The 19,861-nt window shown below is 67.9% G+C and carries 15 protein-coding genes and 1 tRNA gene; 9 read left to right on the top strand and 7 right to left on the bottom strand.

Annotation, left to right across the window (positions count from 1 at the left end; genetic code table 11):
• Positions 1-548: 548 nt before the first annotated feature.
• From AB0P41_RS18540 to AB0P41_RS18520, 5 genes are all read left to right on the top strand, one after another.
• Entirely contained in the window at positions 549-1,754 is a 1,206-nt protein-coding gene (locus AB0P41_RS18540) for a branched-chain amino acid ABC transporter substrate-binding protein (RefSeq protein ID WP_365933173.1), read from the top strand.
• Positions 1,755-1,915: 161 nt separating this feature from the next.
• Positions 1,916-2,845 carry a branched-chain amino acid ABC transporter permease gene (locus AB0P41_RS18535; RefSeq protein ID WP_356712228.1) on the top strand — a complete coding sequence of 310 codons (930 nt, stop codon included), beginning with the start codon at positions 1,916-1,918 and terminating at the stop codon, positions 2,843-2,845.
• Between the two features lie 5 nt (positions 2,846-2,850).
• The gene (locus AB0P41_RS18530) at positions 2,851-4,641 is read left to right on the top strand and encodes a branched-chain amino acid ABC transporter permease (protein WP_365932934.1); all 1,791 of its coding nucleotides are present in this window, start codon (positions 2,851-2,853) and stop codon (positions 4,639-4,641) included.
• A 5-nt stretch (positions 4,642-4,646) separates the two neighbouring features.
• Positions 4,647-5,537: an ABC transporter ATP-binding protein gene (locus tag AB0P41_RS18525; RefSeq protein WP_365932932.1), complete on the top strand. Its 891-nt coding sequence runs from the start codon at positions 4,647-4,649 to the stop codon at positions 5,535-5,537.
• A complete protein-coding gene (locus tag AB0P41_RS18520) occupies positions 5,534-6,250 on the top strand; it encodes an ABC transporter ATP-binding protein (RefSeq protein WP_356712235.1) in 717 nt (238 codons plus the stop codon). The genes AB0P41_RS18525 and AB0P41_RS18520 overlap by 4 nt, the downstream gene beginning before the upstream one ends.
• Positions 6,251-6,325: 75 nt before the next feature.
• Here the strand turns inward: AB0P41_RS18520 and AB0P41_RS18515 are convergent, their stop codons facing one another.
• Entirely contained in the window at positions 6,326-6,982 is a 657-nt protein-coding gene (locus tag AB0P41_RS18515) for a response regulator (protein WP_351280279.1), read from the bottom strand.
• 95 nt (positions 6,983-7,077) lie between these two features.
• Here AB0P41_RS18515 and AB0P41_RS18510 point away from each other — a divergent pair.
• Positions 7,078-7,160 (top strand) — tRNA-Leu (locus tag AB0P41_RS18510).
• An 82-nt stretch (positions 7,161-7,242) separates the two neighbouring features.
• Positions 7,243-8,028 carry a helix-turn-helix domain-containing protein gene (locus AB0P41_RS18505; protein WP_356712238.1) on the top strand — a complete coding sequence of 262 codons (786 nt, stop codon included), beginning with the start codon at positions 7,243-7,245 and terminating at the stop codon, positions 8,026-8,028.
• 6 nt (positions 8,029-8,034) lie between these two features.
• Here AB0P41_RS18505 and pyk read toward each other — a convergent pair whose 3' ends face one another.
• The gene (pyk, locus tag AB0P41_RS18500) at positions 8,035-9,471 is read right to left on the bottom strand and encodes a pyruvate kinase (protein ID WP_365932930.1); all 1,437 of its coding nucleotides are present in this window, start codon (positions 9,469-9,471) and stop codon (positions 8,035-8,037) included.
• A gap of 259 nt (positions 9,472-9,730) precedes the next feature.
• Here pyk and AB0P41_RS18495 point away from each other — a divergent pair, with 259 nt between their 5' ends.
• Positions 9,731-11,542: a 5'-nucleotidase C-terminal domain-containing protein gene (locus AB0P41_RS18495; RefSeq protein ID WP_356712242.1), complete on the top strand. Its 1,812-nt coding sequence runs from the start codon at positions 9,731-9,733 to the stop codon at positions 11,540-11,542.
• Positions 11,543-11,601: 59 nt separating this feature from the next.
• Here AB0P41_RS18495 and AB0P41_RS18490 read toward each other — a convergent pair whose 3' ends face one another.
• The 5 genes from AB0P41_RS18490 to AB0P41_RS18470 form a co-directional block, all read right to left on the bottom strand.
• Positions 11,602-13,035 carry a SidA/IucD/PvdA family monooxygenase gene (locus tag AB0P41_RS18490; protein WP_365932929.1) on the bottom strand — a complete coding sequence of 478 codons (1,434 nt, stop codon included), beginning with the start codon at positions 13,033-13,035 and terminating at the stop codon, positions 11,602-11,604.
• Complete coding sequence (locus AB0P41_RS18485) at positions 13,032-14,432, bottom strand: aminotransferase class V-fold PLP-dependent enzyme (RefSeq protein WP_365932927.1); 1,401 nt, start codon at positions 14,430-14,432, stop codon at positions 13,032-13,034. Before AB0P41_RS18485 ends, AB0P41_RS18490 begins: the two co-directional genes overlap by 4 nt.
• A 240-nt stretch (positions 14,433-14,672) precedes the next feature.
• The gene (gene pepN / locus AB0P41_RS18480; RefSeq protein ID WP_365932925.1) at positions 14,673-17,264 is read right to left on the bottom strand and encodes an aminopeptidase N; all 2,592 of its coding nucleotides are present in this window, start codon (positions 17,262-17,264) and stop codon (positions 14,673-14,675) included.
• Between the two features lie 163 nt (positions 17,265-17,427).
• Positions 17,428-17,751 carry a chorismate mutase gene (locus AB0P41_RS18475; protein ID WP_356712250.1) on the bottom strand — a complete coding sequence of 108 codons (324 nt, stop codon included), beginning with the start codon at positions 17,749-17,751 and terminating at the stop codon, positions 17,428-17,430.
• A 107-nt stretch (positions 17,752-17,858) separates the two neighbouring features.
• Positions 17,859-18,635, bottom strand: a complete 777-nt coding sequence (locus tag AB0P41_RS18470) for a serine protease (protein ID WP_365932923.1) — start codon at positions 18,633-18,635, stop codon at positions 17,859-17,861.
• A 301-nt stretch (positions 18,636-18,936) separates the two neighbouring features.
• Here AB0P41_RS18470 and AB0P41_RS18465 point away from each other — a divergent pair, with 301 nt between their 5' ends.
• Entirely contained in the window at positions 18,937-19,848 is a 912-nt protein-coding gene (locus tag AB0P41_RS18465) for a hypothetical protein (RefSeq protein WP_365932922.1), read from the top strand.
• Positions 19,849-19,861 lie beyond the last annotated feature (13 nt).

Genomic DNA, 19,861 nt, shown 5'->3' with positions numbered 1-19,861 from the left:
ACCCATATCCGAAGCATGCGCGGGGAGTTGACGGACACGGAGGGTCAACACCCTTGACCGCCACTCCCGTTCCATGAGCCACTCCAACAGCACCACCACCCTCACAGCGCCTCACACATATCCCACACATGTAACACTGCGTAACATGTGTGCAATACACGAAAAACGCCGCCCGACCCGCCCCCACGCCTCCGGCCGGCACCCCCCGTGCCCCTTGCGCCCCGATTCGCGCGACAGCACCAAGATCACCCCAAGCCCCTTAGCAGAGCTGCGGGTTCTCACCATGCGGTCACTTCACCGCACGGGCAAAAGCCGTACACCTCCACACTGCGGCCAACAAGCCTTCCCCACGGCATAACAAGACAGTCACATCATCACCGGACCCATCCCGCGCCCCCTCACCTGCCCTTAGAGTCACGGCCAGTCACCGCGCCGCCGGGCGCGTCTGCTGCACGGCCCTGTATCGACCAGTACGGCCCGGCGATCGTCACGGCACCTCAGCAGAGGAGGCCGCGCCAGGGAAAGGACCTTTCGTGCGACACCGTTCTTTGCTCATACTCACGACAGTGCTCACCACCGGAGCACTGACACTCACCGCCTGCGGGTCGCGCGACGACGACACGAAGGGCAGCGGCAGCGAGAACCAGACCGTGGTCATCGGCCTGGACGCGCCCCTCACCGGCGACCTCTCCGCCCTCGGCCTCGGCATCAAGAACTCCGCCGACCTCGCCGTGAAGATCGCCAACAAGAACAAGACCGTCCCCGGCGTCACCTTCAAGCTCGACGCTCGCGACGACCAGGCTCAGCCCTCCGTCGGAGGCCAGAACGCCGCCGCGTTCATCGGCAACAAGGACGTCCTCGGCGTCGTCGGCCCCCTGAACTCCGGCGTCTCCCAGTCGATGCAGAAGCCGCTCAACGACGCCAACCTCACCCAGGTCTCCCCCGCCAACACCGGCACCGAGCTGACCCAGGGCAACAACTGGAAGACCGGCGACAAGAAGCGCCCCTTCAAGACCTACTTCCGCACCGCCACCACGGACGCGATCCAGGGCGCCTTCGCCGCGAAGTACCTCTTCGAGAACGCCAAGGTCAAGGACGTCTACCTCATCGACGACCAGAAGCCCTACGGCGCGGGCCTCGCCGCATCCTTCAAGACGACCTTCACCGAACTCGGCGGCAAGATCGTCGGAACCGACCACATCAACCCCGACGACCGCGACTTCAACTCCGTCGTCACCAAGGTCAAGAGCTCCGGCGCCAAAGCCGTCTACTACGGCGGCGAATACCCCGCCGGCGCACCCCTGAGCCAGCAGCTCAAGGACAGCGTCCAGATCCCCCTCATGGGCGGCGACGGCATGTACAGCGCCGACTTCATCAGCCTCAACAAGAAGGCCGAAGGCGACATCGCCACCTCCGTCGGCAAGCCCGTCGAGGAACTCGACTCCGCCAAGAAGTTCATCGCCGACTACAAGACCGCCGGCTACAAGGACGCCTACGAGGCCTACGGCGGCGGCACCTACGACGCCACCTGGTCCATCATCGAGGCCGTCAAGGCCGTCGCCGCCGACAACGACGGCAAGCTCCCCGAGGACGCCCGCATCCAGGTCCTCGAAGCCATGAGCCAGGTCAAGTTCGACGGCGTCACCGGCCCCGTCTCCTTCGACGAATACGGCGACACCACCAACACCATGATGACCGCCTACCAGGTCACCGGCGGCAAGTGGACCTCCAAGCTCAGCGAGGCCGTCAACTAGGCCTTCCGCCCGGATCAGGCCGAGCCCGGCATGATCCGGACGAGAGGCCCCAGGTCCACCAAGGACCCCACGGCCACAGCGCACGCACACAAGACCGCGCGGGAGCGCTACGAGCACTCCCGCGCGGTGCCATATCCGAACCACTCCACGGAGGCCCTGCGGTGCACGAACTGCCGCAACAGCTGGCCAATGGACTCATCCTCGGCGCGATGTACGGTCTCATCGCGATCGGTTACACGATGGTCTACGGAATCATCCAGCTCATCAACTTCGCACACGGCGAGATCTTCATGATCGGAGGCTTCGGAGCCCTCACGGTCTACCTCGGGCTTCCGTCCGGACTCTCCCTGCTCGCTGCGATACCCCTCATGATCGCCGGCGGAGTCATCTGCTCCGTCGCCGTCAGCGTCGCCGCCGAACGCTTCGCCTACCGGCCCCTGCGCACGGCACCACGCCTCGCCCCCCTCATCACCGCCATCGGCCTCTCCCTCGCACTCCAGCAGGCCGTATGGATGTGGTACCCCGACGCCACCAAGGACCGCTCCTTCCCCCAGTTCAAGGGCGAAGCGATCGACATCTTCGGCGCCCACATCCAACGCGGCGACCTCTTCGTCCTCATCGCCGCACCCGTCTGCATGCTCGCCCTCGGCCTCTTCGTCTCCAAGACACGCGCCGGCCGAGGCATGCAAGCGACCTCGCAGGACCCCGACACCGCCAAGCTCATGGGCATCAACACCGACCGCATCATCGTCATGGCCTTCGCCATCGGTGCCGCGTTCGCCGCCGTCGCCGCCGTCGCCTACGGGCTCAAGAACGGCCAGATCGGCTTCCGCATGGGCTTCATCATGGGCCTCAAGGCCTTCACCGCAGCCGTCCTCGGCGGCATCGGCAACATCTACGGCGCCATGCTCGGCGGAGTCGTCCTCGGCGTCGCCGAAGCACTCGCCACCGGCTACATGAGCGACGTACCCGGCATGGAACTCTTCGGAGGCGGCGCCTGGAAGGACGTATGGGCCTTCGTGCTCCTCATCCTCGTCCTCCTCATACGCCCGCAAGGCCTGCTGGGCGAACGCGTCGCGGACAGGGCGTGATACCCATGACCACCGACAACGCCCTGATCCCCCTGCCCACCGCGGCAGCACGCGCCGCCACCACCACCGGCGCCGCACTCGCCCTCATCGGCACCTTCCTCGCCTGGACCTACACCGACACCTTCCCCGGCGACCTCACCGTCACCGGATACCCCGGCGGACTCCAGGTCCTCACACTCATCAGCGCAGCACTCACCCTCCTCTTCGTCCTCTCCGGATACGGCATCAAGGGCCTGCGCTGGCTCACCCCCGGCGGCACCAACAGCCCCACCAGGCTCCTCGCCCTCGGCACCCTCCTCACCACCGCCTACACCGTCATCGCCGTCATCGTCACCAAGGACGACAACGGAAACGTCCTCGGACTGATCGAACTCGAACCCGGAGCCTGGGTCAGCCTCGCCGGCGCCATCATCGCCACCGTCGCCGCCCTCGGCCTCCCCCACGACCAGCCCTTCGACGACCCCACACCCAGCGCCCTCAACCGCTTCCTCCACAGCCTCCGCGCACCGGCACCCGCCCGCGCCAAGGCACTCCCCGCCTGGGCCGAAATCCTCATCATCGCCGTCGCCTTCGGCGTCGCCCTCGAAGTCTTCACCTACGGCATCGACACCGAATACGCCGAACTCTTCATCGGCTACGTCATCGCCGTCGGCTTCGGATTCACCGCACTCACCCGATCCGGACTCATCGCCCGCATCACCGCGCTGACCTCCAAGCACCGCAACGTCACCCTGTGCGCCGCACTCGTCGCAGCCTTCTGCTTCCCCTTCACCCAGCAGAACGAGGAATACGCCCTCATCGGCGCCAACATCCTCATCTTCGCGACCGTCGCACTCGGCCTCAACGTCGTCGTCGGCCTCGCCGGCCTCCTCGACCTCGGATACGTCGCCTTCCTCGGCGTCGGCGCCTACGCCGCAGCACTCGTCTCCGGCAGCCCCCTCTCCCCCGTCGGCGTCCAGTTCCCCTTCTGGGCCGCCGTCCTCACCGGAGCCGCGGTCTCACTCATCTTCGGCGTCGTCATCGGCGCCCCGACACTCCGCCTCCGCGGCGACTACCTCGCCATCGTCACCCTCGGATTCGGAGAGATCTTCCGCCTCACCGTCAACGCCCTCAACGGCGTCAGCGGCCCCGACCTCACCAACGGCTCCCAGGGCATCCCCAGCATCCCCGACCTCAACCTCTTCGGCTTCGACTTCGGACTCAGCCACGACGTCGGCGGCTTCACCCTCGGCAGGTCCGCCAACTACTACCTGCTGATGCTCCTCTTCACCGCCGTCGTCGTCCTCGTCTTCCGACGCTCCGGAGAATCCCGCATCGGCCGCGCCTGGGTCGCCATCCGCGAGGACGAAACCGCGGCCACCGCCATGGGCATCAACGCCTTCCGGCTCAAACTGCTCGCCTTCGCCCTCGGCGCCACCCTCGCCGGCCTCGCCGGAACCGTGCAGGCACACGTCTCCTACACGGTCACCCCCGAGCAGTACCAGTTCGCCGGATCCGTCCCCCCCAACTCCGTGTTCCTCCTCGCCGCCGTCGTCCTCGGCGGCATGGGAACCCTCAGCGGACCCCTCGTCGGCGCCGCACTGCTCTACCTCATCCCGGCCAAACTGCAATTCATGCAGGACTACCAGCTCTTCCTCTTCGGACTCGCACTCATCCTCCTGATGCGCTTCCGCCCCGAAGGGCTCGTCGCCGACCGCAGGAAGCAGCTCGAATTCCACGAGACCGGCCAACTCGACGTACCACCGGACACACCACTCACCGACACAGCCGCCGGCACCACGAAGGCGGGGGCGTGACCACCATGACCAAGACAGACGCACCCACCGGCACCACCGTCCTCGACGCCAGCGGCGTCACCATGCGCTTCGGCGGCCTCACCGCCGTACGAGGCGTCGACCTCACCGTCAACACAGGTGAGATCGTCGGACTCATCGGACCCAACGGCGCCGGCAAGACCACCTTCTTCAACTGCCTCACCGGCCTCTACGTCCCCACCGAGGGCAAGGTCAGCTACAAGGGCACCGTCCTGCCGCCCAAGCCCCACCTCGTCACCCAGGCAGGCATCGCCCGCACCTTCCAGAACATCCGCCTCTTCGCCAACATGACCGTCCTGGAAAACGTCCTCGTCGGACGCCACACCAGGACCAACGAAGGCCTCTGGTCCGCCCTCCTGCGCCTCCCCGGCTACAAGAAGGCCGAGAACGCCAGCCGCGAACGCTGCATGGAACTCCTCGAGTTCATCGGCCTCGCCGACAAGGCCGACCACCTCGCGCGCAACCTCCCCTACGGAGACCAGCGCAAGCTGGAAATCGCCCGCGCCCTCGCCAGCGACCCCGGCCTCCTCCTCCTGGACGAGCCCACCGCCGGCATGAACCCCCAGGAAACCCGGGTCACCGAAGAACTCATCTTCGCCATCCGGGACCAGGGCATCGCCGTACTCGTCATCGAGCACGACATGCGGTTCATCTTCAACCTCTGCGACCGCGTCGCCGTCCTCGTCCAGGGCGAAAAACTCGTCGAGGGCACCGCCCCCGTCGTCCAGGGCGACGAACGCGTCGTCGCCGCCTACCTCGGCACCCCCTTCGAAGGCGCCCCCGGCGCCGAAGAAGCCGCCGAGGTCGCCGCCGCCGAAGCCACGGCAGCCGGCACAGCCAAGCCCGCCACCACCACCGAGGAGGAGGACACCCGATGACCGCACTGCTCGAGGTCGAAGACCTCCGCGTCGCCTACGGCAAGATCGAAGCCGTCAAGGGGATCTCCTTCACCGTCGAAGCCGGCCAGGTCGTCACCCTCATCGGCACCAACGGCGCGGGCAAGACCACCACCCTGCGCACCCTCTCCGGACTCCTCAAGCCCTCCGGCGGCCGCATCCTCTTCGAGGGCAAGCCCCTGACAGGCGTCCCGGCACACAAGATCGTCTCCCTGGGCATCGCCCACTCCCCCGAGGGACGCCACATCTTCCCCCGGCTGACGATCGCCGAGAACCTCCTCCTCGGCGCCTACCTCCGCAACGACAAGGCAGGCATCGAGAAGGACGTCCAGCGCGCCTACGACCTCTTCCCCATCCTCGGGGAACGACGGAAACAGGCCGCCGGAACACTCTCCGGAGGCGAGCAGCAGATGCTCGCCATGGGACGCGCACTCATGTCCCAGCCCAAACTGCTCATGCTCGACGAACCCTCCATGGGCCTCTCCCCGATCATGATGCAGAAGATCATGGAGACCATCGTCGAACTCAAGGCGTCGGGCACCACGATCCTGCTCGTCGAGCAGAACGCCCAGGCCGCGCTCTCCCTCGCTGACCACGGCCACGTCATGGAGGTCGGCAAGGTCGTCCTCTCCGGCACCGGCGCCGACCTCCTCCACGACGAGTCGGTCCGCAAGGCCTACCTCGGCGAGGATTGAACACCCCCGCACACAGAAAGGGCCCGCCCCCGGATCATCCGGAGGCGGGCCCTTCCCGTTCGTACGTGTACGCCGCTACTCGGCCGACTTCTTCTTCTCCTCGGCGTCCTCGATCAGCGCCTCCGCCAGCTGCTGCATCGACATCCGGCGGTCCATCGACGTCTTCTGGATCCAGCGGAACGCCGCCGGCTCGGAGAGCCCGTAATCCGTCTGCAGAATGCTCTTCGCCCGGTCCACCAGCTTCCGGGTCTCCAGCCGCTGCGAGAGGTCCGCGATCTCGCTCTCCAGCGCCTTCAGCTCCGCGAACCGGGACACGGCCATCTCGATGGCCGGGACCACGTCGCTCTTGCTGAACGGCTTCACCAGATACGCCATCGCACCGGCGTCCCGGGCCCGCTCGACCAGGTCGCGCTGCGAGAACGCCGTCAGCATCAGGACCGGGGCGATGGACTCCTCGGTGATCTTCTCGGCGGCCGAGATCCCGTCGAGGACCGGCATCTTCACATCGAGGATCACGAGGTCCGGGCGGTGCTCCCGGGCCAGCTCGACGGCCTGCTGCCCGTCCCCGGCCTCGCCGACGACCGAGTAGCCCTCTTCCTCCAGCATCTCTTTGAGGTCGAGGCGGATGAGGGCCTCGTCCTCGGCGATGACGACGCGGGTCGTCAGCGGCGGGACGTGCGACTTGTCGTCGTCGACGGCGTCTACGGGCTGGGGCGACTCGGGGGTGGTCACGGGGGCTCCTTGTTCCAGGACAGGACTGCTGCTCCCCGAGCCTACCTAGCTGTAGCAATCAGCAGTGACCCGGTACACTCTGACCAGCATGACCTGCCCGGTTGGAGGAATTGGTCATACTCGCGGTGCTCAAACCACCGTGCCTTCGGGCATGTGGGTTCGAATCCCACACCGGGCACAACAGGAAGCGGATGTTCACCTTCGCGTGAACGTCCGCTTTTTATTGCACGGAGTCGCGAACCGTAACCCATCGTGTTCGTATGAACTTGCACGGACCCGACGTGAGGCAGCAAGCCCTCACTCTCCTCCGGAACGGCGCCAGGAACGCGGATGTTGCTCGGAAACTGAACGTGCCGGCGGGCACGATCAGCTACTGGAAACACACGGACCGCGCCAAGCGCGGCGAATGCCCCGGAGCCCATCGCTCCTTCTGCTCACGGTGCGAGGGAGAACTGGACGGCTCTGCGTACGCCTATCTTCTCGGCCTGTACCTGGGCGATGGGCACATAGTCCAGAACAAGACCATGCGCACGCCCAGCCTTTCTGTCGCCTGCGCGGACTCGTGGCCCGGCCTCATGGCCCTGTGCGAGAGTGCCATGCGTGCTGTGTTTCCTGAGAACTCCGTATGCAGGGTCCGCAGGAAGGGATGTCACCAAGTGAAGGTCTACTCAAAGCACCTTCATTGCCTCTTTCCTCAGCACGGCCCCGGAAAGAAACACGACCGCAAGATCACCCTCGAAGCATGGCAACAACAGATCGTGGACGCCCACCCCTGGGAGTTCATCCGTGGCCTCATCCACTCCGACGGCTGCCGGATCATCAACTGGACCACTCGGCTTGTCGGCGGGGAGCGTAAGCGCTACGAGTACCCCCGGTACTTCTTCAGCAACAAGTCGGACGACATCCGCAAGCTGTTCAGCGACACCCTCACCACCGTAGGCGTCGAGTGGACCACCCTCGCCCGTGGCAGCGACCCGTTCAACATCTCCGTAGCCCGACGGGCGTCCGTCGCCCTCATGGACGCTCACGTCGGGCCGAAGTACTGACGACCGTTACTGCTCCGGGCTGTCGTCCTCGCCGATGTGGTGCACCCGTACCAGGTTCGTGGAGCCCGCGACTCCCGGCGGGGACCCGGCCGTGATGACCACGATGTCGCCCTTCTGGCAGCGGCCGATCCGCAGCAGTTCCTCGTCCACCTGCGCCACCATCGCGTCCGTCGACTCCACGTGCGGCCCGAGGAACGTCTCGACGCCCCACGTCAGGTTCAACTGCGCGCGCGTCGCCTCGTCCGGGGTGAAGGCGAGGAGCGGGATCGGGGAGCGGTAGCGGGAGAGGCGCTTGACCGTGTCGCCGCTCTGCGTGAAGGCCACCAGGAACTTGGCGCCGAGGAAGTCGCCCATCTCTGCTGCCGCGCGGGCGACCGCGCCGCCCTGGGTGCGGGGCTTGTTCCGGTCGGTGAGGGGCGGGAGGCCCTTGGCGAGGATGTCCTCCTCGGCCGCCTCGACGATGCGGGCCATGGTGCGGACGGTCTCGACGGGGTACTTGCCGACGCTGGTCTCGCCGGAGAGCATCACGGCGTCCGTGCCGTCGATGACGGCGTTGGCGACGTCGGAGGCTTCGGCGCGGGTGGGGCGGGAGTTGTCGATCATCGAGTCGAGCATCTGGGTGGCGACGATGACCGGTTTGGCATTGCGCTTGGCGAGTTTGACGGCGCGCTTCTGGACGATCGGGACCTGTTCCAGGGGCATTTCGACGCCGAGGTCGCCGCGGGCGACCATGATGCCGTCGAAGGCGGCGACGATGTCGTCGATGTTGTCGACGGCTTGGGGCTTCTCGACCTTGGCGATGACGGGGAGGCGGCGGTCCTCCTCGTCCATGATGCGGTGGACGTCGTCGATGTCGCGTCCGCTGCGTACGAAGGAGAGGGCGATGACGTCGGCGCCGGTGCGGAGGGCCCAGCGGAGGTCTTCGATGTCCTTTTCGCTGAGTGCGGGGACGGAGACGGCGACGCCGGGGAGGTTGAGTCCCTTGTGGTCGGAGACCATGCCGCCTTCGATGACGGTGGTGTGGACGCGGGGTCCGTCGACTTCGGTGACTTCGAGGGTGACGCGGCCGTCGTCGATGAGGATGCGTTCGCCGGCGGTGACGTCGGAGGCGAGGCCGTCGTAGGTGGTGCCGCAGGTGGTGCGGTCGCCTTCCATGGGTTCGACGGTGATGGTGAAGTCGTCGCCGCGTTCAAGGAGTACGGGGCCTTCGGCGAAGCGGCCGAGGCGGATCTTCGGGCCTTGAAGGTCGGCGAGGATTCCTACGCTGCGGCCGGTTTCTTCGGAGGCTTTGCGTACGTGGTGGTAGCGCTCTTCGTGTTCGGTGTAGCTGCCGTGGCTGAGGTTGAGGCGGGCGATGTCCATTCCCGCTTCGACAAGTGCCTTGATCTGCTCGTATGTGTCGGTTGCTGGTCCCAGGGTGCAAACGATTTTGGCTCGGCGCATGGTTCGAGACTAGACCTTACCTGCGGGTAGGTAATTGTCTCTGCATGACTGTCCAACAGCCTTTCGGTGAAGGGTTATTGACAAGTGTTGAATTGTGCGGCGGGGTGCTCTGATGAGCGTCTGCGGGTGTGTGCCGAGGGGGTGGCGGGCATGGGGGCGGGGTCGCTGGTCACCAGATCGAAACCTGTTGGGGGTGTTGCGGAGCGTGGTGCCTGGGCCAGAATCTACGCGCGTTGTTCGCTCGAACGAGGAGTCAAGGATGCCGTTGAACCGTAGGACGTTTCTGGGCCGTTCGGCTGTCGCCGGTGCGGGTGTGGCGCTGGCGGGAGGGGTCGGCGCGGGGTCTGCGGCGGCCTCGGAGTCGAGGGGGCACGGTCACGGGCGTCCGCCGAAGCGGTACTCGTTCACGGTGATGGGGACGACGGACCTGCACGGGAACGTCTTCAACTGGGACTACTTCACGGACAAGGAGTTCGACGACTCGGCGCACAACGATGTCGGTCTGGCGAAGATCTCGACGTTGGTGGATCAGATCCGTGAGGAGCGGGGCCGTCGGAACACCCTGTTGATCGATGCGGGTGACACGATCCAGGGCACGCAGTTGTCGTACTACTACGCGAAGATCGATCCGATCACGGCGAAGCGTGGTCCGGTGCATCCGATGGCGCAGGCGATGAACAAGATCGGTTATGACGCGGCTGCGCTCGGGAATCATGAGTTCAACTACGGCATTCCGGTGTTGCGGAAGTTCGAGCAGCAGTGTGATTTCCCGCTGTTGGGTGCGAATGCGCTGGATGCGAAGACGTTGCGGCCGGCGTTCGCTCCGTATGTGATCAAGCGGGTGCGTACGCCGCATGGTCGTGATGTGCGGGTGGCGGTTCTGGGGTTGACGAATCCTGGTATCGCGATCTGGGACAAGGCGAATGTGGGCGGGAAGATGGTGTTCCCGGGTCTTGAGGAGCAGGCGGCGAAGTGGGTGCCGAAGCTTCGTTCGATGGGTGCGGACGTGGTGATCGTTTCGGCGCATTCGGGTTCGTCGGGTACGTCGTCGTACGGGGATCAGTTGCCGTATGTGGAGAACGCGGCGGGTCTGGTGGCGGAGCAGGTGCCGGGGATCGATGCGATTCTGGTGGGTCACGCGCACTCGGAGATTCCTGAGTATTTCGTGACGAACAAGGAGACGGGGAAGCAGGTTGTTCTCTCGGAGCCGTTGAAGTGGGGGCAGCGGTTGACGCTGTTCGATTTCGATCTGGTGTGGGAGAAGGGTCGTTGGGTGGTCGAGAAGGTCGGTGCTTCGGTGCTGAACTCGAACACGGTGGAGGAGGATCCGCGGATCACGTCGTTGCTCGGTGATGAGCACACGAAGGTGGTGGCGTATGTGAACCAGGTGATCGGTACGTCGGTGGCGGCGATGTCGACGGCGGAGGCGCCGTGGAAGGACGAGCCGGTCATCGATCTGATCAATCTGGTGCAGGCGGAGACGGTGAAGGGGGCGCTGGCAGGGGGTGAGTACGCGGCGTTGCCGGTGTTGTCGCAGGCGGCGTGCTTCTCGCGTACGGCGTCGATCCCTGCGGGTGAGGTGACGATCAAGGATGCTGCGGGGTTGTATCCGTTCGAGAACACGCTGGAGGCGCGGCTGCTGACGGGTGCGCAGTTGAAGGATTATCTGGAGTTCTCGGCGAGGTATTACGTGCAGACGGCTGCGGGGGCGCCGGTGGACACGTCGAAGCTGACGAATGCGGAGAACATTCCGGATTACAACTACGACGTGGTGTCGGGTGTGACGTACGACGTCGATATCGCGAAGCCGGTGGGTTCGCGGATCGTGGGGTTGTCGTTCGAGGGGGCGCCGGTGGATCCGGCGGCGCAGTTCGTGTTCGCGGTGAACAACTACCGGGCGAGTGGTGGGGGTAATTTCCCGCATGTGCCGGGTGCGAAGCAGTTGTGGGCGAATTCGGATGAGATCCGGAACACGATCATCGGGTGGGTGCAGGCGAAGGGTTCGGTGGATCCGGCGGAGTTCGCGTCGGTGGACTGGCGTCTGACGCGTGATGGTGTGCCGGTGTTCTAGCTGGCGGTGGGTGTGTGGGGCGGCCGTTCTCCTTGGGGAGGGCGGCCGCTTTCGTGTGGTCAGTGGTCCTGGGTGAGGGGGATGAGTGTGGTGCCTTGTCCGGGGACGGTGGGGGCGGGGTGGGGGGCGAGGCCGAAGGTGGTGAAGGCGGTGCGTTGTGGGAGGGGGTAGGGGGTGGTGCCGGTGAGGTTGTTGAGGATGGTGGCGCTGCGCCAGGCGGCGAGTCCGAGGTCGGGGGCGCCGACTCCGTGGGTGTGGCGTTCGGCGTTCTGTACGTAGATGTTGCCGGTGATGGTGGGGTGGAGGTCGAGGCGGAAGTCGGTGTGGATGCGGGGGCGTCCTTGGGTGTCGCGGTGGATGTGGGGGGCGATGCCGGTGAGGAGGGTGTCGAGGGGGCGTTCGCGGTAGCCGGTGGCGAGGACTACGGCGTCGGTGGTGAGGCGGCTCCGGGTGGTTTGTTGGGTGTGTTCGAGGTGGAGTTCGATGCGGTTGCCGCTGCCGGAGAGGCGGCCTGCGGTGCGGACGCTGACGCCGGGGGTGAGGGTGGCGTCGGGCCAGCCGCCGTGGAGGGTGCGGCGGTAGAGCTCGTCGTGGATGGCGGCGATGGTGTCGGTGTCGATGCCTTTGTGGAGTTGCCATTGCTGGGGGACGAGGGCGTCGCGTACGTGTTCGGGGAGTGCGTGGAAGTAGTGGGTGTAGTCGGGGGTGAAGTGTTCGAGGCCGAGTTTTGAGTACTCCATGGGGGCGAAGGCCTGGGTGCGGGCGAGCCAGTGGATCCTTTCGATGCCGCGGGGGCGGGCGCGGAGGAGGTCGAGGAAGATTTCGGCGCCTGACTGGCCTGAGCCGATGACGGTGATGTGGTCGGCGCGGAGGAGTTCTTCGCGGTGGTGGAGGTAGTCGGCGGAGTGGATGACGGGGGTGCCGGGGGCTTCTGCGAGGGGGCGTAGGGGTTCGGGGATGAAGGGGGCGGTGCCGACGCCCAGGGCGATGTGGCGGGTGTGGGTGCGGCCGGGTGCGTGGGCTTCGCCGTCGGGGCCGAGTGGGGTGTAGTCGACGTCGAAGTGGGCGTGGTCGGGGTTCCAGCGGATGGTGTCGACCTGGTGGTTGAAGTGGATGGTGGGGAGTTGTTCGCTGACCCAGCGGCAGTAGGCGTCGTATTCGGCGCGGTGGATGTGGAATTGCTCGGCGAAGTAGAAGGGGTAGAGGCGGTCGCGGGTGCGGAGGTAGTTGAGGAAGGTCCAGGGGCTGGTGGGGTCGGCGAGGGTGGTGAGGTCGGCGAGGAAGGGGACTTGGAGGGTGGCTCCGTCGATGAGGAGGCCGGGGTGCCAGTGGAAGGCGGGGCGTTGTTCGTAGAAGGCGGTGGTGAGGGGGGTGTGGCCGGGGGTGGTGGGGATGCCGTCGGCGAGGGCGGCGAGGGAGAGGTTGAAGGGGCCGAGGCCGATGCCGAGGAGGTCGTAGGCCCGGTCGCCCGCGCGTGTGGTCCGGTCGGTCATCGGGGGGTGCTGCCTTCCGTGGCGGTGCGGGTGTGGGCGTGGGTGACGAGGGTGAGGAGTTGTCGGAGGTCGTCGGGGGTGGTGTGGGGGTTGAGGAGGGTGGCTTTGAGCCAGAGGCGGTCGTCGGTGCGGGCGCGGCCGAGTACGGCGTGGCCTTGGTTGAGGAGGGTGCGGCGGATGGTGGCGACGGTGGTGTCGTCGGTGTGGGTGGGGCGGAAGAGGACGGTGCTGATGGTGGGGCGGGCGTAGAGCTCGAGTGCCGGGTCCTGGTCGATGAGGTCGGCGAGGTGGTGGGCGGTGGCGATGGTGCGGTCGATGAGGTCGGCGAGTCCGTCGCGGCCGAGTGCCTGGAGGGTGACGGCGATTTTGAGGGCGTCGGGCCGGCGGGTGGTGCGCAGGGAGCGGCCGAGGAGGTCGGGGAGGCCTGCGTCGGTGTCGTCGTCCGCGTTGAGGTAGGGGGCGTGGTGGTGGAGGGCGTCCAGGTCGTGGCGGTGGGGGACGGCGAGGATGCCGGCTGATGCGGGTTGCCAGCCGAGTTTGTGCAGGTCGAGGGTGACGCTGTGGGCGCGGTGGAGGCTGCGGAGGGTGTGGCGGTGGGTGGGGCTGAAGAGGAGGGGGCCGCCGTAGGCGGCGTCGATGTGGAGTTCGGCGTTGTGGGTGGTGGTGAGGTCGGCGATGTCGGTGAGGGGGTCGATCTGGCCGGTGTCGGTGGTGCCTGCGGTGGCGGTGACGAGGAGGGGGCCGTCGTTGTGGAGGAGGGCGGCGCGGAGTGCGGTGAGGTCCATGACGCCGTTGGGGGCGGGGATGACGACGGGTTGGGGGAGGCCGAGGAGCCAGGCGGCGCGGGTGATGCTGTGGTGGGCGTTGGCGGCGCAGATGGTCTGTACGGGGCCGTGGCGTTCGCGGGCGAGGAGGAGGGCGAGTTGGTTGGCTTCGGTGCCGCCGGTGGTGACGAGGGCGTCGGGGTCGGGGGTGTGGGGGTAGATCTCGGCGGCGAGTGCGGTGGTGAGGGCGGTTTCGAGGGCGGAGGCGGCGGGGGCCTGGTCCCAGGAGTCCATGGAGGGGTTGAGGGCTGATGCGGCGAGGTCGGCTGCTGCGGCGAGGGCGAGGGGTGGGGTGTGGAGGTGGGCGGCGCAGTGGGGGTGTGCGGGGTCGGCGGCGCCTTCGGTGAGGGCGGTGACGAGGGTGCGGAGGGCGTGGTGGGCGCCGGTGCCGTGGTCGGGGATGAGGGGGCCGGTGGTGTGGTGGAGGTGTGCTGCGACGGTGTCGGGGCCGCCGGCGGGGAGGGGGCCGTTGCGGCGGGTGGCGCCGTCGTGGAGTGCGGTGAGGACGGTGTCGATGAGGGGGCGCAGGTGGTGGGGGCCTGCGGTGCCTCCGGCGAGGGGCGGGGTGGGCATGGGTGGTGTGGTCCTTCGGGTACGCGGGGGCGGTCGTGCCAGCTTGTCCGGATTGCGGAGGAGGCGGCCGAAGAGCCCAACGATCTCAACCCGAAAGGGGTACTGGGGTGCGGTGGGGGGGTGTTGGGGTCCGTTGGACTGGTATAGGCGTTCGTTGTTCGCATGACTGTGCCCGGCTCCTTCGGTGAGGGGCCGGGCACGGTGGTTGGCGGGTGGTGCGCGTGGGGCGTGGGGCGTGGGTCAGTGGGTGTTGCGTACGGCGAGGGCGCGGCGGAGGTCGTCGAGCTGGTCGGTGATCTTGCGGCGGAGTGCGGGGGTGAGTGCGGGGTCGGTGAGGGCCTGGTCGCCGAGGTGGATGCTGTGGGGGTCGACGGCGTAGGCGGGGAAGGCGTGGCGTCCGGCGGCTTCGGCGATGGCGGGGCCGCGGCGGGCGGCGAGTGCGACGGCGTCGGGGTAGTAGCGGGCGGTGTAGGGGTGGGTGAGTTCGTTCTGTTCGGGCTGCCAGAAGCCTTGGGCGGTGGCGGTGAAGAGGTAGTTGGACAGGTTGTCGTCGGTGAACATGGCCTGCCAGGCGGCTGCTTTGGCTTCGGGGGTGGGGAGGGCGGCGCGGCAGCGGGCGGCGCCTTCCTGTCCGGTGGCGCTGGGGTCCTTGGCGAGTTCGTGTGCGATGGCGGTCTCGTCGGTGGCGCCGAGGACGGCGAGGCGGGTGAGGATGCGCCAGCGGAGTTCGGGGTCGAGTTCGGGTCCGCCGGGGACGGTGCCTTCGCGGAGCCAGTCCTGGATGGCGTCGGGCTGGGTGGCGGCGTCGATGAAGTGGCGTACGGCGGTGAGGCGGAGGCCGGGGTCGGGGCTGCCGGGTGTGGTGGTGCCGGGGGTCCGGTCCCAGTCCTTGGCGGTGAGGCCTTCGGTGCGGCGGAGGAGGTCGCGGCAGAGGGAGGTGAGGGTGGCGAGGGCGGTGGGCCGGTCCTCGGGTGCGAGGTAGCGGTCGGCGATGTGGGTGGCGGCGAAGCCGAGGACGCCGTGGACGAGGGCGAGGTCGGTTTCGTAGGGGAGGTGGGTGCGGGCGGCGGTGAGGTGGACGGTGGGGTGGAGTGCGCCGTCGCGGACCATGTCGCGGGCGGTGTTCCAGATGACGGCGCGGGTGAGGGGGTCGGGGATGCCGGAGAGGTGGGTGAGGGCGGTGTTCCAGGAGTCGGGGTCGAGGCGGATCTTGGCGTAGGTGAGGTCGTGGTCGTTGAGGACGACGAGGTCGGGGCGGTGGCCGGGCTGGGTGGTGGGGGTGCCGTCCTGGGGGATGTCGAGTTCGAAGCGGTTGCGCAGGGTGAGCTGGTCGGTGCCGGTCTGGGTGTCGAGGCTGTGGTCGTAGGTGCCGACGGTGATGCGGTGGGGACGGGTGCCGGCCCGGTCGACGGTGAGGTTCCAGCTGTTGCCGGTGGTTTCGGTGTGGGCGGTGAGGGTGTCGATGCCGGTGGTGCGGAGCCAGGTGGCTGCCCAGGCGTGGACGTCGCGGTCGGTGGCGGTGGCGAGGTTGTCGATGAAGTCGGCGAGGGTGGCGTTGGCGAATTTATGGCGGGCGAAGTGGGTGTTGATTCCGGCGAGGAAGTCTTTTTCGCCGAGCCAGGCGACGAGTTGGCGGAGTGCGGAGGCGCCCTTGGCGTAGGAGATGCCGTCGAAGTTGAGGAGGGCGGAGTCGGTGTCGGGGACGGCGTCGGGGTCGGGGGCGACGGGGTGGGTGGTGGGGCGCTGGTCGGCGTCGTAGCCCCAGCCCTTGCGGGAGACACCGAATTCGACCCAGGTGTCGGGGAATGGGGTCTTCCCTGCTCGATCGGAGTTGAGAGCTCGGGGAAGGGTGACTTCGGTGAGGGTCTGGTAGCCCATGTATTCGGCGAAGGACTCGTTGAGCCAGATGTCGTCCCACCAGGTGAGGGTGACGAGGTCGCCGAACCACATGTGGGCCATTTCGTGGGCGATGACCATGGCGCGGGTCTGGCGTTCGGTGTCGGTGACGGCGGAGCGGTAGACGAATTCGTCGCGGAAGGTGACGAGTCCGGGGTTCTCCATGGCGCCGGCGTTGAATTCGGGGACGAAGGCCTGGTCGTAGGAGTCGAAGGGGTAGGGCTCGTCGAACTTCTCGTGGTAGCGGTCGTAGCAGGCGCGGGTGATGTCGAGGATCTCGTCGGCGTCGGCGTCGAGGTGGGGGGCGAGGGAGCGGCGGCAGTGGATGCCGAAGGGGAGGCCGGCGTGGTGGGTGGTGACCGAGTGCCAGGGGCCTGCGGCGACGGCGACGAGGTAGGTGGAGATGGGTGGGGTGGGGGCGATGGTCCAGCGCTCTTCGCCTGCCCGGGTCGCGGTGCCGTTGCCGAGGACGGTCCAGCCGGCGGGTGCGGTGACCGTGAGGTCGAACACGGATTTGAGGTCGGGCTGGTCGAAGGCGGCGAAGACGCGTTGGACGTCTTCCATGAAGAGCTGGGTGTAGACGTAGGTTTCGCCGTCGGCGGGGTCGGTGAAGCGGTGCATGCCTTCGCCGGTGCGGGAGTAGCGCATGGTGGCGTCGACGGTGAGTTCGTGGGGGCCGGCGGTGAGACCGTCCAGGGGGTAGCGGTTCCGGTCGAGGCGCTCGGGGTCCAGGGGCTGTCCGTCGAGGCTGAGTGAGCGCAGGGTTGCCGGCTTGATCTCGACGAAGGTGTCTCCGGCCGTGTGGGCGGTGAACCGGATGGCGGTGCGGGAGCCGAAGGTCTCCTCGCCCGTGGTGAGGTCGAGGTCGACCGTGTACCGGTGTACGTCGAGGAGCTGGGCGCGGGTCTGCGCTTCGTTGCGCGTCAGTGCGGACATGGCGCCCATGCTGCCGTACGGGTGAGGGGCCGCGCAGCGGGGTTCACGCAGGGCTGACGGCGCGTGGTGGTGGGCTCCCGGGAGGCCCGCGCCGGCCTGGGGCGGCGCGGGGCCCGGGTGCGGCGTGGGACCCGGGGGTGGCCTGTGCGGGCCGGCGGTGGGGTCAGGTGGTGGGGCCCGCGGATTCCTCGGCGATGCGCTCGTGGTGGCGGATGACCTCGGCCACGATGAAGTTCAGCAGCTTCTCGGCGAAGGCGGGGTCCAGCCTGGCGCTCTCGGCGAGTTGCCGCAGCCGGGCGATCTGGCGCGCCTCGCGGGCGGGGTCGGCGGGCGGCAGGTGGTGTTCGGCCTTGAGGTGGCCGACCTGCTGGGTGGCCTTGAAGCGCTCGGCGAGCATGTGGACGACCGCGGCGTCGATGTTGTCGATGCTCTCGCGCAGGCGGTTCAGTTCGGTGGTGACGTACTCGTCGGTGTCGCTCGTGGTCATGGTCAGCGAGCTTAGACCGTCCGGCACATGGAGGGCGGCTTCGTGGTGCCGGGCCCGGGGGCTCCCGTCGCGGCGGGTGCCCCCGGGGTGGTGCGTGGCTGCCGGTGTCAGAGGGTCGCGGCGGCTGTGGCGATGGCGGAGGCGAACGTGGAGACCTGGGTGTAGACGCCGGGGTAGCCCGGCCGTGCGCAGCCCTCGCCCCAGCTGACGATGCCGACCTGGGTCCAGGCTCCGGCGTTGTCCTTGCGGAACATGGGGCCGCCGGAGTCGCCCTGGCAGGTGTCGATGCCGCCGGTGCTGACGTATCCGGCGCAGATCTCCTCGCCGGCGACGAGGTCGCTGCCGTAGGCCTGACGGCAGGTGGTGTCGGAGACGTAGGGGACGGTGGCCTTGAGGAGGTAGCGCTGCTGGCCGCCGCCCTCGGTCGCGGCGCCCCAGCCGGCGATGGTGAAGGTGCCGGTGTCGTAGGCGGTGGTGGTGGCGATCTTCAGGGTGGGCTGGTTGATGGGCTTGGCGAGTTTGATCAGTGCCCAGTCCTTGCCGACGCCGTTGTAGCCGGGTGCCTGGAGAACCTTGGTGGAGCGGACCTTGACGGCGGAGGACGACTTGAGGTCGACGGCTCCCGCGGTGGCGGTGATGGAGGTGTTGTTGCCGGATCCGTCGACGCAGTGGGCGGCGGTGAGCACGACGGTCTGGCTGTAGAGGGCGCCGCCGCAGCCCATGGAGAGCCGGACCATGAAGGGGAATTCGCCCTGTGCGGCGCGGGTGCCGCCGACGACGGGTGCGGGGGCGGCGGAGGCGTTCGACGGCTGGAGGCTGATGGTGGCGAGGGCCACCGCGGCTATGACGGAGCATCTCTTGAGGGCGCGCAGGAGCTGTTTCACGGGAGTGCCTGCTTTCGTGTGGGGGGTGACGGTGGGGGGTGCTGGGTGCAGGCGTGCGGGCGTGCGTGTCCTGGTCAGGGGCATGGAACGAGCATTTCTCGACATGCTCGCGACAAGAACGATCCGATTATCGGGAAGCGGTCACCGCTGCCACAAGGCAGGGATTCCGGCCAAGATCATCCGCCGTCCCCGGCCGGTTCCCGTCGGACCGGCCTACAGTGAGGGTGCGTCGAGTGCCGGTGCGCGGGTCCGTCGAGCGCCAGGCGCGGGTCCGTTGGGCGCCATTGATGGGGGTTCGGTCGTGAGCGACGGCAGTATCGGCAGCGGCGGCGGTCCGGTCGTCCACGGGTTCCCGCATCTCGACGCCGTCCGGTCCGCGATCACCGCGCTCTACCGGCGGGTCTCCCCCGACGGTGTTCGCGCCTACGCCACGAGCCTGGCCCCCGCCGACGCCGCCTTCTCCGATGTGGACGACCTGTATCCGGGCGCCCAGCGGGTGGCCGGTGCCCTGGTGCAGCACCTGCGTCTCCCGCAGGCCCGCATCGTCGTCGGCTTCCGGCGGATGGAGCACGCCGCGAGCGTCGAACTCACCGCCGGCCCCGAGTACTTCATCGAGCTCAACGACCGTTTCCGTACGCACCGCAGGGACATCGGGGCCGCACTGGCACACGAGATCACCCATGTGCTGCTGCACCGGCTGGGTCTTGAGCTCCCCGGCACCCGCGACAACGAGATCCTCACGGACACGGTGACGGCCTACCTCGGCGCGGGATGGCTCCTGCTGGACGCCTTCCGCCAGGACGCGGTCTCCAGCCAGAAGCTCGGCTATCTCACGCCCGAGGAGTTCGGGTACGTACTCGCGAAGCGCGCGCTGGCCTTCGACGAGGACCCGTCCGTCTGGTTCACCAGCCCGCAGGCGTACACGGCGTACACCAAGGGGCGGGCCGAGGCCCTGCGCGACCTGCAGCGGCCCCCGCTGGCGGCCGCGGGGTGGGCGGGCAGGCGCCGTTACGCGAAGGACCGCCGGCACGCCGGGGACCACCCGGGAGCCGGCCCCGACCCGTCCGTCCCGTACGCGTTCGAGAACGGCGCGGACGGGCTCCGGGTGTCGTTCGCCTGCCCCACCTGCCACCAGCGGGTCCGGGTCCCGGTCAGGGGCCGGACGCGCGCCCGGTGCGGCCTGTGCCGCACGGTCCTGGAGTGCGACACCTGAGAAACCGCCCAGG

Source organism: Streptomyces sp. NPDC079167 (assembly GCF_040686735.1).
Taxonomy (GTDB): domain Bacteria; phylum Actinomycetota; class Actinomycetes; order Streptomycetales; family Streptomycetaceae; genus Streptomyces.
This window is presented reverse-complemented; position numbering and strand designations above follow the sequence as displayed.

Coding starts and splice junctions, on each gene's coding strand:
- AB0P41_RS18530 (WP_365932934.1), top strand. CDS start 2,851: ATGACCACCGACAACGCCCTGATCCCCCTGCCCACCGCGGCAGCACGC.
- AB0P41_RS18525 (WP_365932932.1), top strand. CDS start 4,647: ATGACCAAGACAGACGCACCCACCGGCACCACCGTCCTCGACGCCAGC.
- AB0P41_RS18520 (WP_356712235.1), top strand. CDS start 5,534: ATGACCGCACTGCTCGAGGTCGAAGACCTCCGCGTCGCCTACGGCAAG.
- AB0P41_RS18505 (WP_356712238.1), top strand. CDS start 7,243: ATGAACTTGCACGGACCCGACGTGAGGCAGCAAGCCCTCACTCTCCTC.
- pyk (WP_365932930.1), bottom strand. CDS start 9,471: ATGCGCCGAGCCAAAATCGTTTGCACCCTGGGACCAGCAACCGACACA.
- AB0P41_RS18495 (WP_356712242.1), top strand. CDS start 9,731: ATGCCGTTGAACCGTAGGACGTTTCTGGGCCGTTCGGCTGTCGCCGGT.
- AB0P41_RS18490 (WP_365932929.1), bottom strand. CDS start 13,035: ATGACCGACCGGACCACACGCGCGGGCGACCGGGCCTACGACCTCCTC.
- AB0P41_RS18485 (WP_365932927.1), bottom strand. CDS start 14,432: ATGCCCACCCCGCCCCTCGCCGGAGGCACCGCAGGCCCCCACCACCTG.
- pepN (WP_365932925.1), bottom strand. CDS start 17,264: ATGTCCGCACTGACGCGCAACGAAGCGCAGACCCGCGCCCAGCTCCTC.
- AB0P41_RS18475 (WP_356712250.1), bottom strand. CDS start 17,751: ATGACCACGAGCGACACCGACGAGTACGTCACCACCGAACTGAACCGC.